Below are 16,156 nucleotides of genomic sequence, written 5' to 3'. Positions count from 1 at the left end.
ACATATAGTGGTAAAATAATTTTATATAATACTCATAGGAGGTCTGTATGGATTTTAATTACATTGAAGAATTAGTTTATAAATGTAAAAATGGAGATATGTTATCAAAAGATAAATTGGCTGAAGAATTTAGACCTTTAATCTTAAATGTTTCTAAAAAAACTTTTATTGATGGATATGACATACAGGATCTTCATAATGAATGTTACAAATCATTATTTAAATGTGTTTCCATGTACAATTTAGAAAGGCATAGATTTGTCGCATATGCCACTAATTCAATTAAAAATAACATGAATGATCTTATAAAACGAATTAAAACTAGAAGCTCCACTGAAGGATATGGGGCTTTAAGTCTCCTTGATAATTTCGAAAAAGATCTGCCATCTCATGATATCAGCTTAGAAGATTTATTTTGTGAGGAATGTGATTATACGGATTTGAGACTAGCCCTTAATTATTTAAACGATGATGAAAAAGAACTTATAGATTTTATTTTCTTTAAAAACAATACAGTTCAAAAATATGCTCACTTTAAAAATATGTGCTACTCTACAGCTACTCGAAAAAAGAAAGTTGCTTTAAATAAAATCTTCAACTATATTTCCCTAAATTATCAAGCTTAAGGGCTCCAAGATTACTATTCTTGGAGCTCTTATTTTTGTAATAGAATAGTACAATATCTATTCTAATATTCTTTAGAATATTTATGGCCTGCCATATTAGAATATCCTCTTCTTAGTCATATATCTTAAGTGATGATATTAAGTAAAGGAGATTATATTTATGGCTAAGAAAAAAATATCAAAGCCCCCTAAAAATGATTTTGCTCCTGTGGAGGATCTTGAAATATGTAGCTTCTCTTCTGAACCCGTTATAAATGGAGATTGTATTTCTTCATTTTCATTTGATGGTGATTCTAACGAAAATATTTCTATAGATAACAATCAGACTAATGAATCTTCACCTGGAGCCGTTAATTCTGTAAATTTGAATATTTCTTATGGAAATACTCAAGGCAATGCAACAACTGCTTCCTCATCAAATAATAAATCTATATCAAATGATAACAGCATATTAGCTGGCAAAAGGAAAATTCCAATAGCAAATGGCATGGCACCTCCAATTGATGGAGAATTTCTTGATGTCAAGAGAACTTACATGCTTAGAAGTTCCACTGTTAGAAAGCTCAATGAACTTAAGAGTATTCACCCTGAATTAAATACTTATGTCAGTACAATAGTTGATATGGCTATAGCTCATTACTATAATCACATAATTAATGAAGGTGGCAATTAATAATTACTCATAATAATAAAACCTAGACAGAGGATAATACTTAAATTTATGCCATCTATATCTAGGTTTCTTTACATTTTCTATTGTTCTTTTTGAATCAATTTGCCTTCATTTATTTATCACTTTTTAATCTGATTTCATGAAATTATATGCTTCTGATCATATATCCATTATGGGAGGTGATGGAGTTGTGGAAATAAATGACTTAATTAATCTGGTAGTTAATAATGGATTTGCTGTGGCTGTTTCAGCGTATTTGCTGATTCGGTTAGAAAAGCAAATAAATGGACTATCAGCTTCAATTAATAAACTAAATACCATAATATCAGCAAAGCTAGGAGTTGCTCTTGATGTAGATTCTAATGACGATTCTCATAGAGTAGCTTAAATAAAGGCAATAAACATTATAAATTGATGTTTATTGCCTTTAAAATTATTTTTATTGTTAATTATTTTTTAAATTTATAGTATCTAATAAGAACCAGGTGTTATATACAGCTCTTCTGTAATACATGTTAGTATAATATTTAACATTGATATATAGATTATTACAGAATTCCTGAATAGTTCCCGAGAACTTACTCTTGTGGTAGTTCTTGAATTCTTCATATATCTTTGAAAAATTAGGGATCTTTTCTTCAAAAAATTATAATTATCAATAATTCTTGAAGAGCAAACTCAATTATAACAAGGATTTATTATAAATGTTTTTTTATTTTATTCAGTTGTAAAATTATTCAAGCATTTTTTCACTATAATAGTCTTAAAATTAATAGCAAATTAAAATATTCAGCATAATATATATTATAAAATTAATTATAATAAGTAAATTAATTATACGGAGGATGAAAAAATGGGAGATTATGAATTAATGGTATATGGAAAAGAAGACGATTGCGAAGAAAAAAAAGATATTTGCTGTGGAAAGAGAAATTATCCAACAGCTGATGCATTAGAGGAAGCTTTTAATGCAGGGCTAAGAAAAGGATATTGTGAAGGTTTAGAAGCTGGAGAAAAAGAAGGTTTCCATAAAGGTTTTGAAGAGGGCTTAGAGAAAGGCTTCCGCAAAGGCTTTGAAAAAGGTAAAAAAGAAGGCTTTGAAGAAGGCTTTGAAAAAGGCAAAAAAGAAGGCTTTGAAAAAGGCTATGAAAAAGGTAAAAAAGAGGGCTTCAAGGAAGGCTATGAAAAAGGTGTTAAAAACGGATGTAAGGTTGCCAAAGAAAAGGCTTTAAATTGTATAGATAAAATTGAATGCTGTTAATGGTGAATTTTTAGTAAACAGAATTAAAAATAAGTAAAAATCAAGGCTTTGTTTGATATAGTATAATAATATAGTGGGATATATAGATTAATTAATAACTATATATCCCATTTTTATTTTTAGGTTCTTCGAATGGTATAGGAATTATAACTTTGATGATATTGCTATTATCTGCATTGTTAAAAAAATATATTCTTATTTTGCAATATAGAATGTTAGTGTAAACTCAAAGGTTATTATAGTTTAGTAATATATCAAAATGCACTTTCATACACTTATTATTGATACAAAAAACTTTATAGTTAACATATAAGCTATATAAAGATTATTGATTGAAGTGCATCTATGAGTACAAATAAATTAAATAATAAAGATGATACGAATGATAAACTTATCGAGTGTCCATTTGTTATTAATGCAGGTGGTACTCCTTCTATCCAAGAAGGGCCTATCATAGAAAGACCTGCACCCAAAATTAAGGGCAGACTTTATTTAGATACTAAGCAAGGTATTCTTTATCGTGATACTGGAAAATGGTGGGTGAGGCTACAACTAGGACCTCGGGGACCTCAAGGACCAGAAGGGCCTCAAGGGCCAGATCCAACTACTCGCTTTCAAGTTAGCGGTGATGTAGGTGGAGCTGATAATTTTAACTCTGGAATACCATTTAACTCATTTAGAAATTTGCAACGTATTTCTATAAATATACCTAGTGGGACGCAATTGGTTATTAATAGGATACGGTATTATTTTGCTAACAGTTTTCTTCGACTACGCATTGCAGTAGGTTCCACAATATTTCTATCCTCCAGCAATGCGAATGAAGAAACACCTGCTTTTGTCCTTTATAACAACACTACTGCAGTTCCAATATTAGTAACTTTAGAGATTGGTACACAAAATACAAATCCAGATCCAAACACACCAGTAAGAGCTTCTGGAGCAGATGGTTGGTGGATTGACCTATCTTTTGTATAAAATTATTATTTTCTTATAGAAATATAATAGTTAAATTAAATTATATTTCAAAACAAACTCTCTCTAATCTGGCTGTCCCCTCGTTCTTTTTTTGAGGAAAGTGCTATTACTCCTATGATTAATCCACAAGCCATTATCAGTGCCGCAATTAAAAAAGTATTGTGTATACCTGCTGTGATATTCTCAGGACTTGAACTATCCATTGTTTTAGTTTTATTAAAAAGATAAAATATTGCACCTATTACAGCAGCCCCTGTAGTTTGTCCAATAGTACGTGATAAATTAAGAAGACCAGATGCGAGTCCACGCTGCTCAGGTTTTGCCATAGAAATAATAGAAGCATTGTTTGGTGTTTGGAAAAATGCCAGGCTGCCATTAAATACGAACAATACTATGGCAAATAACACAGCACTTGAAGATAAATTCATCATGGACATCAGCAAAGTTCCTATACACAAGGCTAAGATTCCAAATATCATAACAGTAAAATTTCCAAAGCGTTTAGCAGCCCTTCCTGCTATAGGTGTAAAAATTGCACACCCTATAGGCCCAGTCATCATTAATAGTCCTGATGACGCTGTTGTAAATCCTTTTGCCTGTTGGAGATAAAAAGGAAGAATAACAACAGCTCCTGATATAACCGTATAAACTAATATACTTATAACAAGGCTTGAACTTAACACACTGTTTCTAAATATTTTTAAATCTATCAAAGGAAAAGTACTGTTTTTTTCTAAAAATATAAATAGTATTATTCCAATGATTGCCACAATTGCAAGTATAATAACTTCAGCACTAAATCCCTGTTCTTCCGCTAATGTTACAGAAAGGACATAACAAATAAGCGTGGAAGTTAATATTAACATCCCTAAAAAATCAAATTTTTGTTTCTTTTTAGATATTGGAATTTCATGAAATTTTGTAGTCAATATTAATGCAAGAATCCCCATTGGTATGTTAATAAAAAATATGTATCTCCATCCAAATAAGCTTATTAAAAAACCTCCAACGGATGGTCCAAGAGTAAATCCTATGGGCAGCATTGACGTAAGTACTCCCATACTTTGTATTAGTTTTTCTTTAGGAACCAAATCTCCTGCAATTGCAAACGATAATGTTACAAGTATTGAACCACCTATTCCTTGCAAAGCTCTAAATATAATCAGTTCATAAATTGATGTTGAAATTCCACATAACAAGGACGCCACAGTAAATATTATAATTCCATAAATAAAAATATTTTTCTTACCAAATATATCTCCTATTCGTCCTATACCCACTATAAGAGACGTAACTGCCAGAAGATAACTAAGTGCTATCCACTGTAAGCTTGCAAAATCGGCATTGAATGCTCTTGCTATAGTTGGTAATCCTATATTTACAATACTAGTATCAATAGCTGACATAAGAGTTGTAAGTGAGAGAACAAAAATCACTAATCCTCTACTTGCTTTATTTAAACTTAATCTATTTGTTTTTTTCATTATATTTCTTTCTCCTTATATTTTTACATAAATGATTTCTCTAGTAACATGAGTTTTCCTAGAATTCATGCCTAAAGTATTAAGACGCCACAAATGCGGCGCTAGTTTACATTTCAAAATAGCACGAACTATTAAGATCTTCCATAAGACCAAGTTGTGTAGGATGCCACCCAAGCTGTTTTCTAGTTATATCACTAGAAGATATAATATCCATCATTGCAAAATGAGTGAACCATGTAAAATAATTATTTGCTTCATCCAAGGTTTTGCTTACAACTGGCATGTTCAGTCTGCAACCAATCACATTAGCAATTTCCCTAAAAGGAACTCCTTCTTCAGCTACTGCATGATACACTCCTGAAACTCCCTTTTCAAGAACAAGTCTAAAGAGATGAGCCGCATCTAATCTATGAACCGCAGGCCAAGTGTTATCCCCTTTATCTACAAAGGCTGCAATACCCTTTGCGCGGGCAATGCCAATCAAGTTAGAAACAAAACCATGATCACCCACGCCATGAACAGATGGAGGAAGTCGTACTACTGACACCTTTGCACCTCGTGCTATAGCAGAAGCTACAGCCTCTTCTGAAGCTACTCGAGGATTTGCATTAGTCCCAGAGACTGGTAAAGTTTCTTCTGTAACAATTTTACCTTTAGGAAGAATTCCTATAGCAGATGTAACAATCAATTGGCGGTCAGATCCAGCGAGAACTGAACTTAAAGCCTCTATTGCATTCTTATCTTTTTCACAGTTTTCTTTAAATTTTGAGAAGTCATGATTGAATCCTGTATGAATTACAGCATCTGCAAGGGCCGCTCCCCTGCGCAAACTTTCTAAATCTTCAAGATCGCCTTGATGTACCTCTACACCTACATCCATTAGAGACTTAGCCGCCTTCTCTGATCGGGCAAGTCCAATTACTTGATGTCCATTATTAGTTAATTCCTGAACAATAGCAGACCCAACAAATCCAGTCGCTCCTGTTACAAATACACGCATTATAATCCCTCTTTTCTTTTATTTTAGTTATAGCTTTAGTATTTCTATTATTCTCTATAGGAGACTATTGACTAATATCCCCTAAAAAGTGTTTTGCACTTTCTATAATAAATTTATCATATCTAAATTTCAGGTTCATGAATTATTCAATCAAAATATAGCATAATCTTATCATTGAAAAAGAAAAAAGACACTCCATTATTAGAATGTCTTTTTATTCTTGTATAAGATATTAGCATAATCTTATGATTAAAAGCTTTCAATAATCATCTCACTTTTATTTTTATAAAGAAAAATCAGGAGACAAATGTTTTAACTTCTTCATCCTCTTAAATACCTTTCCCTAAATTCACTAGGAGTTTCGTTACGGCATTTCTTAAAAGCTCTGCTAAAATAATTCCCATCATTAAATCCTGTGTCCATAGCGATTTCAACAATAGTTTTATTAGTATTTAGCAAAAGTTGAGCAGCTTTCTGAACCCTTATTCTATTTAGATATTCCATTGGTGAAAATCCTGACACGATTTTGAAAACTCTAGAGAAATGGTTAGGGCTTAAGTGCGTTACTTCTGAAAGCTCTACAAGAGTGATTTTTTCTGCCATATGCGTCTCCATATATGTAATAGCTGGTTTGATTTGCTTCAATCTTCTATACTGCATATCCAATTCTGATTGATCTGGTACTGTCTTTTTATGCCGCCTCAAAAGAGCTATCAATATCTGACAGGCTAATCCTCTAACTACAAGTTCATAGCCTTCTTCTTTCTCTTGAAACTCTTCAATGATATTGTTCATGATTCCAAATATATAATCATCATAGTTGATTTTATTTTCAAACAATAAGCGGTTTTTTAAAAGCGGCTCCGTATATATATTTTGCTGTAAATCAGACTGGTTTCCTAAAAGTAACAAAAGATCAATTTTTATTAAATAATACTCTAAATCCGAATTTAAAGTTTCTATGGAATGTATTTCATTTGGGTTCACAACAGCAATTGAATCCTGCTCTGCTAAAATTCTTTCTTCCCTACACTTAAGCAGCAATTCCCCTTTTTTAATATACATTAGCAGAAGTTGCTCATGCCAATGAGGCGGAAAAACACTTCCACTTCCACTCACAAAACAGTGCTCTACATGAACCGAGGCTCCTCCTACATTCTCTAATGAATAACCATACATATTCTCATCTATTATAAAATCTTTTCCCATGTTTCCCCCCAGATTCTAATACTGTACTGAATTTTTGCTTAATCATCTAAAATTGTATCTAGCAGACAACTTTAAATTTTTATAACTTAATAATACAATAATAAATTACATTTGATAACAAAAAAATGGCAGAGAAAGTCAATGCTTTTTCTGCTATTATTATATATTATCTCTTTGTTACTACATTTATCTTTCTTTAATATATAATTCTTTTCCTTTAAATACTATAGCAATTTCTTTCATATTATTTATTCCACGTGCTTCTAATGTAGTAATATATTTCTTGTCAGAAATTTGCTTTAAAGCTATATCTGCTGTTTCTTCCAATGTTTCATCATCGTCAGGATCTAACTTTTTAAATTCTATAACGATACCAAGTTTAGATATATCCTTTGGTATTATCATTACATCGTATCTGCCATAGCCACTTTCCCTGTTGGATAAAACTTCATGGGTATCATTTAGGGATATTAACATTCCAAGTACAAAGGCATGATAAACCTTTTCCCCCTCATATCCACCTACATCAAAGTAACTTATGCTTTTTAAAACAAATTGCCTTAATAGCTTGCCAAAGATTTTAATATCACCATTTATAAGACTATTTATCATAAGCTCATAATTTTCTTTAGTTATTGTATCTTCAAACCATTTTTCAATTAAATCATAGTAAAGTGTTGTAACTTCTAAATTAGGTATTGAAAGAGTATAATAATCTTTCAACCCCTTTCTTTTCTTAGAGTTAACTTTTAAATATCCTGTGAATAATAGAAAACTCCATAAATTATCAGCAGATTTTTCTATATCTTCCATTACTATATTTTCATCTATTACTTTTTCTATATTATTTCCATTAACTAAATCCTCAAGGTTTTTCTTAACTTCGTTAGATCCTTTTGATAAAAGAATCCCAACTAAGTCATTTGAACTACTATTTACCCAATATGGTTTGAGTCCTGCTTTAGGGCTTGATAAGTAGTTTAATATTGACCAGGGATTGTAAATGGTAGTTTCTCCAAAATAATAACCATTGTACCAATCTTTTATATTATTAAGCTCTTCTTTTATATTATAATCAGAAACTAATTGTTCAATTTCTGAATCAGTAAATCCAAATTTATCAGAAAGATTATAACTTAAAATGCTTTCAACTTTAAGATTGTTTAATCCTGAGAATATAGACTCACGAGCAACTCTAAGTATCCCTGTAATCATTCCCTTTTGAAGAGAATTATTATCCTTAAAGGCTCCACTTAGTAAGTTTCTCATAAATTCTATAGCTTCATTATAATAGTTATTTATATAAGAAGCTTGAATTGGCACATCATACTCATCTATTAGAATTATTACCTTTTTACCATAATAATCATACAGATATTCCGATAATTTCTTTAACGTATTAGACAAATCAATTATATCTGCTTCTTTATTTGTTATTGAATTATAGTATTTTTTATCTATAGCATCCATCTTATCTGCGTTTAAACAATACTTATGATCTTGATATAATTTACCTAATATATTTCTTAAACCAGCTTGCAAATATTCAAATGAGCTATATTTTTCATCTTTAAAAGTTAAATATATAACTGGATATTTTCCTTGAAGCTCCATAATATCCTTATGATTTTCTATTTCAAGTCCTTTAAAAAGATAATTATTATCTTCATTACTATTTTCGAAAAAATATCTTAACATACTCATATTAAGAGTTTTACCAAATCTTCTTGGTCTTGGAACTAATATAGTTTGCCCGTTACTTTCCCAAAACTCTTTTATTAATTCAGATTTATCAACAAATAAATAATCTTCCTCTATTAATGTTTTAAAATCACTTATTCCTATTGGTATCTTTTTCATGTATATCACCTACCTTATTTATGTATAGGAAATTATCAAGTGAAACTTGATTCAGGTGGGGTTTGATCCCCATCTGAATCTTAGTTGAACTTATAACCTCAAGGGTCACAATGTCCAGGAGCGTGCAGCCGTTATCTCCCACTTAAAGAAGTGGGGGTGTTACGGATGCTAGCTATCGGATCAACCTTTTAGTGCCTATAATATAAATCTTATATCTGATGCATCCACTTTTACTGCTAGAGCTTCCTTATATACTTCTTATTATACCCAATTGACATAAGTTAAACAACATTACGCACTACCCTTTCATATTCTTTGGAATACAATAACTCCAAGTAGTTTTAATCACACCATAACATAGTTTGTAAATTTTTACATACTTTAATAAGTATTAATGTTTTAGAATGCACATAAAAAAATACCACACTCTCTTTCCGAATAATGTGATATTTCACCATACTTTTTATATCTTTATAGATATCCAAATCTTAAATTTGATTTATGACTTGAAGTATATCCAATACCAGAAAGAATGTGTACTCTTTTGTTGTAGTGTTTCATTGATAATTGGGCTGTAGGATTTCTTAAGCAGAAGTTGTTCCATTTGAGCTTGTCATTTGCTTGCCAAAGGAGCATGCTCAAATGGGTGCAACTTCTGCTTTTAAGTAAGAGTCCAAATCTTGTATTTGGTTACTCGAACTTACTCAGGGAACGAATGTGAGTCGAGTTCCATTTCCCACAGCCTAATTATCTAGAAACCGAAACAACAGAGTATACATTCTTTCGGTAAGTTATATTCATAAGTTTAAATTATGTGTTAGATATTAACTTTATCTATCTACAAAACGCATTATTTCTTCAGCATCTTTTCTTGGAGTTTGCGCTGCATGTTCTCCATCTTCATAACCATAAACGATAAGTGCAGCTACTGTTTCTTCTTCTGGTAAATTTACTATTTTTGATATTGATTTTTCATCTATAACTCCCATTATACATGTGCCAACACCTTTGGCATGTGCTGCTAAACAGAATGTTTGACATGCAATACCTGCATCAAATACTTCCCAAACATTAGCTTTTGATGTTACATATGCTTCATTTATCTTACCACTTTTCCCTTGAACAAAACTTAACACTGCAACACCCTTTGCATTTTTTAAAGTATCTATATTATAAACGAAGCCATTAACCCCTTCATTTGCAAGCTCTTTAATTATTGATTCATCATCAACTAATGTATATCTAGCTATTTGATAGTTTACCCATGATGGAGCCCATTTTGCTATATCAACTATTTCTTTCATAGTTTCTCTATCTACTTTTTCATTTTTAAATTTTCTTACACTTCTTCTTTCCTTTATCATTGTTATTGCATCCATTTTAAGTACCTTCTTTCTTTAAATTTACTAATGGCTACATTATATATCCTATCATATCACTCAACAAGTACTGACATTATTAGCCGTACGGTCATTTATGTACAATTTTGCAAAAAAAAACGCATTACGAGTTAACGTATTGCGTGGCTAATTTATTATGAATTTTTATATTCTTCACAGTCATCCTCGAAATCAACTTTTCCATACTTAATATTTTCATTATATTTTTTACCCCAGTTACCTAAATCATTTAAAATAGGTGCTAGTGTTTTGCCTATTTCAGTTATTGAATACTCTACCTTAGGAGGCACTTCATCATAAACCTTTCTAATAATTAATTGATTTTCTTCCAGTTCCCTAAGCTGTCTTGATAATACCCTTTCATTGATACTCGGAATTTTTCTTTTTAGTTCTCCATATCTAATAACTCCAGATTTCCCTATATGATGAATAATAAGCGGCTTCCACTTACCCCCAATTATGTCTATTGTAAGTTCAACATTACAATAGAATACCTTTTTTTCACTTTTTGCCATCTAAATTTTTCTTCCTTTCTGTCAATCTACTAAATCAAGCTATTTTCAATAACCTTTACACCACTATCAGTACCAACAATAATGCGCTTACACATATTAATAAATAATCCTGTCTCTAAAACTCCTGTTAGTCCATTCACTTTATCATAAACATCATTAATATCCATTGGGTTTCCTATATGTAAATCAACTATATAATTACCATTGTCAGATATAAAAACATTACCATCTTTCACTCTTATTGCGGGATTTAAAGAGTAACTTTTTAATTTTCTAATAACTTGTGTATAACCATAAGGTAATACTTCAATTGGTAATGGAAACGCTCCAATACTATCAACTAATTTACTATTATCCATAATCCATATTACTTCATTGGCCAAGTTAGCAACAATTTTCTCCCTAAATAATGCTCCACCGCCACCTTTAATTGCATTAAAATGTTTATCTATTTCATCAACACCATCAATACATAAATCAATTCTATCTACTTCGTCTATATCTACTAGAGTAATATTCAATTCTTTTGCTAAATTCTCTGTATTTCTTGAAGTTGCAACTGCCTTTAAATTCATACCACTTCGAACCAGTTCTCCAACCTTTTTAATCATATAATAAGCTGTAGAACCAGTACCCAACCCTAATATCATCCCATCTTTTATATATTCTGTTGCTTTTTCTCCAGCTATTCTTTTTTGTTCCATACTTACCTCCTAAACTTCACAATAAATTACAGTGTAACACACTTTAATAATAAGATGGCTTATTTTAATCTTCGCTCATTCCATAAATTAATAAGTGCTCTAATAAGATTTAACATAATTGAAGTCATCAATAAAACAGTTCCTATTATATGAGTATTATTATTCCATAAAAAAGGGATTGAGACAACCAATATAAGAATTGATATTATTAACATAAATTTTGTTTTCATAATTTTCATTATTCAGATCGCACGTGATATATTTAATATTTCTATTAGTACTTAATTCCTTGGCTTGTAATCTTAACTTTTCGTGATTTCTGGCAACCAAAATAACATTATAACCTTCTAACACAAATTTTTTAGCAAATGCCTCACCAATTCCACTGGTAGTTCCAGTAATTAAAACTGTATTCATAAATTCACTCACTTTCTTTAAACATCTTCCATTCATCTAAATATGTGAGGTCAATACAATTCTGGCTTTTAATTTTTTCGTAAAAACTTAATTTCGAATGTATCAGATTCAATCCATTTTGAATGCTTTCTAGATCTTTTATCATTTTTTCTTTATATTCTTTAATGAGATTAATTCTTTGATCAATAGTACGACTTCCTTCTAGCAAAAGTTTAACATAAATCTTAATACTTTTGACTGGAACATTTGCACATGCTATACCAAGTCGTTGCTTCATTCCTAATGAAAAATTTCTAATTTTCTTATCTCTATCTCTTAAAAGATCCATTTTGTCTAAACACTCATCTATTATATTTTTATCTGTTAATCCCATATATTCAGCATGAAGCTTCAGATTCTCATAAGCAGTTAGATTTTATAGGATGAAGGAAATTCTATAATAGAACCTATGTCCTTTAAATAAGAAACATCACCTTTAATAATAAATTATAGCATGTTTGTTAAATATTACACGGTTCATTTTTTATGAACATATTCTGTAAGTACAGAATTATTCAATTTTCGAAGAACATTATTTTCACTAATTACCAAGTATTCACTGCATATTGTTTAAAATCAACTTTACACTTATAATAAACTAAAGATAATTAATTTAACTAATTAGGAGGTATTCAAGATGGCTGGTTGTAACGAAAAAAATTGTACATGCCCAAACGTTGCTTGTGAAAGACATGGTAAGTGTTGTGAATGTGTTAATTTTCACCGTAGTAAAAGTAATATAGTAGCTTGTTTAAGAGACTTTAAAGTTGAAAGCAAATAATTCACTACTTTATCTGGTATACTCTTCATCATTTCATTAAGATCACATTCTAAAACTTTACAAATTTTATCGAGATAATCTAAATTGGCTCTATCATATGTATATTTTCTTTAATATGTGGCAATTATTATAAATGAATTAAAACTAAGTTAAAATCTAACTCTCTGTAAAGAGATAGTACCGATGATCACCTGTACTATCTCTATTTATTGTTTATACATTACGCAATAATAGAGCATAACATATTGGTAGAACTAAATCGCTAAAAGAAACGGATTGGTTTGGCGATTAAATAGAAGTCTATATGAAAAAAATAAGAAGTGAAGTTCTTTCTCAAGGAGCTTCACTTCTCACATTTTGCGGGCCTTTTAATATGTTCAATTTCATATTCTTTTGAGCCACAATAATTTACTGTTATGACTCAATTTAAGAATGTTGCGTCTTAAATTCTTTTTAAAATATAATTTCCGATATGAAAACCATAACGTTCATAAAAGGGTAATGCCTCATCATTTGCATAGACTACATTAATTTCAATATATGTTACTAAATTTAATTCAAACCAATTTAAAGCACTTCTCATAAGTTTGTCCCCTAATTTAAACTTACGATACTGACTTTCGATAAATATGGATTCTATTTCTCCTAGATTATCTTCAATGGAACTTAAACAATATCCTATATAATTCCCAGTTTCATTATCTAAAAGCATATCAATCCTTATAATGCCGTTTTGTGCCTTTTTATGAATAGATTCCATTCTTCTATCAAAAGTGAATTTTTCATATTTACTTTTAAAATAAACCGATTTGTTATAGTGTATTGAATTAAGTTTTTCCCATAATGGCTTTATTAGTTCAATTTCTGTTATATCTTTCTCAACTAAACAAATATTCATGCTATTCCCTCCAATTTGTATTTTCCTATTCATCAACTTATTATTATGACATTTTATGGGTGCAAAACCTTATTAACAAGATATTTTGCCTTAGCATAATCACTTTTGCGAACAGAAATAGTATACTGGATTTGATAGTCTATGTTCACTCCAACCCTACTTAAACTAAATCTATCACCATATCTTGAATCATTTATTGCTTCGTGAGTATATTCGATATTGTTCTCTTTTAAAATATTTATTACTTTTGATACTTCTTCAATTGAATATCCAATGTATACATCTTCCTTAATAAACGAACGGATTATCTTGCCTAATAAAAACATTACCTATCTCCCCTTATAAACTTTCCTTATTTTGCAATGTTATAGTTGTGACGCCTTAATTTACTATTGTGACACAATTTAAGAAAACCACGTACTATTTAATTTCCGCAAAAATTTCATGTATATTTCCATCTGGATCAGCAAATAGTGCTGTTCTTTGATTCCAAGGCATATCTTGTGGTTCATGAACGGAGGTTGCTCCTTTAGAGATTAAGTCCCTAAATGATTCATCAACATCATTAGGATTTTCACATGTAAAAGCAAGTTCAAAGCCTTGTCCAAATGACTCTTTCCTATATTCGCTACTATACACATACATAACATCTCTCATACAAATAGCAAACCTTGCTCCATCGTTTTCAAATTCAACATAATTACCAAGGTCATTTTCAATTCTAAATCCGAGAACTTGATTGTAGAAATTTTTCATTTTATCTATATGATTTGTCCAAATCGTAATCAGATTAATCTGTGCTTTCATCATATATTTTTCACCTTTCTTAATTTAACATTTAGTTCTATAAGTAAATCACGTAATAGTTACTACTTTAAATTATATTATCAATAAAACTTTGCCATATAAAATTCGTCTACATATTCACCATCAACCAACATAGATCTCTTTTTTATACCTTCTATCTCAAATCCATTCTTTTCATATAAATGTTTTGCAACAATATTAGGACACATTACTGTCAATTCAAGTCTCGTAATTAAATTTTCTTTTGCCCATAAGTCCAATTCAGAAAAAAATTTTGTTCCAATTCCTTTTCCACGATGAATCTCACGGATTCCAACAACGATATACGCTGTATGCTTAATTCTTTTCAAAATCCCCTTTTGAGCAGAAAGAAAACCTACGATATTATCTTCGTCCTCTGCAACTAATAAAAGATTAGAACCATTGATACTCTGCTGTATCATTCCTTGTACTCTGCTGACATCATTGTCTCTTTCATTAGGTTCTAACAACATATAGTTAGTTTCTTTATCCAAAGACAATAACATACTTAATAAATTATTGGCGTCTTCTAATTTAGCCTTACGAATAATCATTTAAAACGTCTCCTTCTTTATTCACAATAATTTACTTTTGAGGAACACTTTAAGAACATTACGAATTACATTCCTTCGTTTTGCACTCATAATTTATTTTTATTATATTCATAATTTGTTTGACAATTTCGTCTAACTGCATACTGCTATCTATAACATAATCTGAATTTGGAAGAATAGTATTTAACATTTCTTCATATGCAATTCTTGCATATTTCAAATAAAAACTCATAGTACTTACATATTATGTGTTGTTACTTATAACATATCTAATATACCATGTACAAATGAAGGCAATAGAATATTGTTATTTCGAGTATAAATGTATATAAATATTAAAGCAACTATTACTCCACCTCCAATATCAATGCTTGAAGTGTTACCAAGTACAACCGTATCATAAAATGTTTTATTGTTATATACAATATCCATTGGTATATGCATTGCTCCAAAAAATATTCCACTAATAATAGTTCCTAACACCTTACCTAAACCTACTACTAATCTTGGCCATAAAAATCCTCTGAAAATTAATTCTTCATAAAATCCAACAAAAATTATATAGAATAAAGTTTTGTATATAAGTTGTTCAATCGATCCATTATTTATAACAAAATGTACTGATACTGACAAAAGTAATATGCTGCCTATTAATATAGAAAATTTTGTCCCTTTCTTTCTAATACCAATAGTAGATATAAGTTGTTTTCTATATTTTAAAATTAATAATACCCCTAATAATCCAGGTAAATCCATAATTAAACCATATAATAAGTGATACCTCATATTTGTTTCTTCTTTAATTAATGAAAATAACGGTGAAACTTTCACTATATAAAAAAGTGCAAAAGTGGTTATAAAAAGAATAAGAAAGAATAATACTGCTATTATTGAATCTTTCTTTTCTATATTCTCAAATATATCATTAG

The 16,156-nt window shown here is 30.1% G+C and carries 21 protein-coding genes and 1 pseudogene; 6 read left to right on the top strand and 16 right to left on the bottom strand.

Annotation, left to right across the window (positions count from 1 at the left end):
- The first annotated feature begins 47 nt into the window (after nt 1–47).
- The 5 genes from CLCHR_RS21460 to CLCHR_RS21440 all read left to right on the top strand — a co-directional run bounded on the left by CLCHR_RS21460 (nt 48) and on the right by CLCHR_RS21440 (nt 3,538).
- Nucleotides 48–626: a sigma-70 family RNA polymerase sigma factor gene (locus CLCHR_RS21460; protein WP_079441951.1), complete on the top strand. Its 579-nt coding sequence runs from the start codon at nt 48–50 to the stop codon at nt 624–626.
- Nucleotides 627–786: 160 nt separating this feature from the next.
- Entirely contained in the window at nt 787–1,299 is a 513-nt protein-coding gene (locus tag CLCHR_RS21455; RefSeq protein WP_079441950.1) for a hypothetical protein, read from the top strand.
- Nucleotides 1,300–1,489: 190 nt separating this feature from the next.
- Nucleotides 1,490–1,687 carry a YvrJ family protein gene (locus tag CLCHR_RS21450; RefSeq protein WP_079441949.1) on the top strand — a complete coding sequence of 66 codons (198 nt, stop codon included), beginning with the start codon at nt 1,490–1,492 and terminating at the stop codon, nt 1,685–1,687.
- A gap of 465 nt (nt 1,688–2,152) precedes the next feature.
- Entirely contained in the window at nt 2,153–2,560 is a 408-nt protein-coding gene (locus CLCHR_RS21445) for a FliH/SctL family protein (RefSeq protein WP_079441948.1), read from the top strand.
- A 345-nt stretch (nt 2,561–2,905) separates the two neighbouring features.
- On the top strand, nt 2,906–3,538 hold the full coding sequence (locus tag CLCHR_RS21440) for a hypothetical protein (RefSeq protein WP_079441947.1): 633 nt from the start codon (nt 2,906–2,908) through the stop codon (nt 3,536–3,538).
- 47 nt (nt 3,539–3,585) lie between these two features.
- Here CLCHR_RS21440 and CLCHR_RS21435 read toward each other — a convergent pair whose 3' ends face one another.
- From CLCHR_RS21435 to CLCHR_RS25615, 9 genes are all read right to left on the bottom strand, one after another.
- Nucleotides 3,586–5,022 carry an MFS transporter gene (locus tag CLCHR_RS21435; RefSeq protein WP_079441946.1) on the bottom strand — a complete coding sequence of 479 codons (1,437 nt, stop codon included), beginning with the start codon at nt 5,020–5,022 and terminating at the stop codon, nt 3,586–3,588.
- Nucleotides 5,023–5,128: 106 nt separating this feature from the next.
- Nucleotides 5,129–6,022 carry an SDR family oxidoreductase gene (locus CLCHR_RS21430; RefSeq protein ID WP_079441945.1) on the bottom strand — a complete coding sequence of 298 codons (894 nt, stop codon included), beginning with the start codon at nt 6,020–6,022 and terminating at the stop codon, nt 5,129–5,131.
- 321 nt (nt 6,023–6,343) lie between these two features.
- The gene (locus CLCHR_RS21425) at nt 6,344–7,231 is read right to left on the bottom strand and encodes an AraC family transcriptional regulator (protein ID WP_079441944.1); all 888 of its coding nucleotides are present in this window, start codon (nt 7,229–7,231) and stop codon (nt 6,344–6,346) included.
- Nucleotides 7,232–7,417: 186 nt separating this feature from the next.
- Nucleotides 7,418–9,091 carry an AAA family ATPase gene (locus tag CLCHR_RS21420; protein WP_079441943.1) on the bottom strand — a complete coding sequence of 558 codons (1,674 nt, stop codon included), beginning with the start codon at nt 9,089–9,091 and terminating at the stop codon, nt 7,418–7,420.
- Between the two features lie 830 nt (nt 9,092–9,921).
- Nucleotides 9,922–10,470 carry a nitroreductase family protein gene (locus CLCHR_RS21415; RefSeq protein ID WP_079441942.1) on the bottom strand — a complete coding sequence of 183 codons (549 nt, stop codon included), beginning with the start codon at nt 10,468–10,470 and terminating at the stop codon, nt 9,922–9,924.
- 155 nt (nt 10,471–10,625) lie between these two features.
- Nucleotides 10,626–11,006: a winged helix-turn-helix transcriptional regulator gene (locus CLCHR_RS21410; RefSeq protein ID WP_079441941.1), complete on the bottom strand. Its 381-nt coding sequence runs from the start codon at nt 11,004–11,006 to the stop codon at nt 10,626–10,628.
- A gap of 29 nt (nt 11,007–11,035) precedes the next feature.
- Nucleotides 11,036–11,710, bottom strand: a complete 675-nt coding sequence (gene rpiA, locus CLCHR_RS21405; RefSeq protein ID WP_079441940.1) for a ribose-5-phosphate isomerase RpiA — start codon at nt 11,708–11,710, stop codon at nt 11,036–11,038.
- A gap of 159 nt (nt 11,711–11,869) precedes the next feature.
- A complete protein-coding gene (locus CLCHR_RS21400) occupies nt 11,870–12,127 on the bottom strand; it encodes an SDR family NAD(P)-dependent oxidoreductase (RefSeq protein ID WP_079441939.1) in 258 nt (85 codons plus the stop codon).
- Between the two features lie 4 nt (nt 12,128–12,131).
- Nucleotides 12,132–12,500: a MerR family transcriptional regulator gene (locus tag CLCHR_RS25615; protein WP_079441938.1), complete on the bottom strand. Its 369-nt coding sequence runs from the start codon at nt 12,498–12,500 to the stop codon at nt 12,132–12,134.
- Between the two features lie 303 nt (nt 12,501–12,803).
- Here CLCHR_RS25615 and CLCHR_RS25020 point away from each other — a divergent pair, with 303 nt between their 5' ends.
- Entirely contained in the window at nt 12,804–12,947 is a 144-nt protein-coding gene (locus tag CLCHR_RS25020) for a hypothetical protein (protein ID WP_169896812.1), read from the top strand.
- On the opposite strand, the pseudogene CLCHR_RS25700 reads toward CLCHR_RS25020, so the two are convergent.
- The 7 genes and pseudogenes from CLCHR_RS25700 to CLCHR_RS21370 all read right to left on the bottom strand — a co-directional run.
- A pseudogene (locus CLCHR_RS25700) lies at nt 12,887–13,033 on the bottom strand (hypothetical protein); the annotation flags it as partial. The gene CLCHR_RS25020 and the pseudogene CLCHR_RS25700 overlap by 61 nt on opposite strands.
- Nucleotides 13,034–13,389: 356 nt before the next feature.
- On the bottom strand, nt 13,390–13,845 hold the full coding sequence (locus tag CLCHR_RS21390) for a GNAT family N-acetyltransferase (RefSeq protein ID WP_079441937.1): 456 nt from the start codon (nt 13,843–13,845) through the stop codon (nt 13,390–13,392).
- Nucleotides 13,846–13,898: 53 nt separating this feature from the next.
- A complete protein-coding gene (locus CLCHR_RS21385; protein ID WP_079441936.1) occupies nt 13,899–14,171 on the bottom strand; it encodes a hypothetical protein in 273 nt (90 codons plus the stop codon).
- 94 nt (nt 14,172–14,265) lie between these two features.
- Nucleotides 14,266–14,652 carry a VOC family protein gene (locus CLCHR_RS21380; RefSeq protein ID WP_079441952.1) on the bottom strand — a complete coding sequence of 129 codons (387 nt, stop codon included), beginning with the start codon at nt 14,650–14,652 and terminating at the stop codon, nt 14,266–14,268.
- Nucleotides 14,653–14,732: 80 nt separating this feature from the next.
- On the bottom strand, nt 14,733–15,227 hold the full coding sequence (locus CLCHR_RS21375; protein WP_079441935.1) for a GNAT family N-acetyltransferase: 495 nt from the start codon (nt 15,225–15,227) through the stop codon (nt 14,733–14,735).
- 58 nt (nt 15,228–15,285) lie between these two features.
- Nucleotides 15,286–15,459: a nucleoside/nucleotide kinase family protein gene (locus CLCHR_RS25015; protein WP_207652340.1), complete on the bottom strand. Its 174-nt coding sequence runs from the start codon at nt 15,457–15,459 to the stop codon at nt 15,286–15,288.
- Nucleotides 15,460–15,485: 26 nt separating this feature from the next.
- On the bottom strand, nt 15,486–16,156 hold a 671-nt coding region (locus CLCHR_RS21370), incomplete at its 5' end, for a CPBP family intramembrane glutamic endopeptidase (protein WP_079441934.1).

The sequence above is a fragment of the Clostridium chromiireducens genome (genome assembly GCF_002029255.1).
Taxonomy (GTDB): Bacteria; Bacillota; Clostridia; order Clostridiales; family Clostridiaceae; genus Clostridium; species Clostridium chromiireducens.
Note: the sequence above shows the minus strand (reverse complement) of the source record. Positions and strands in the feature narration are given on the sequence as shown.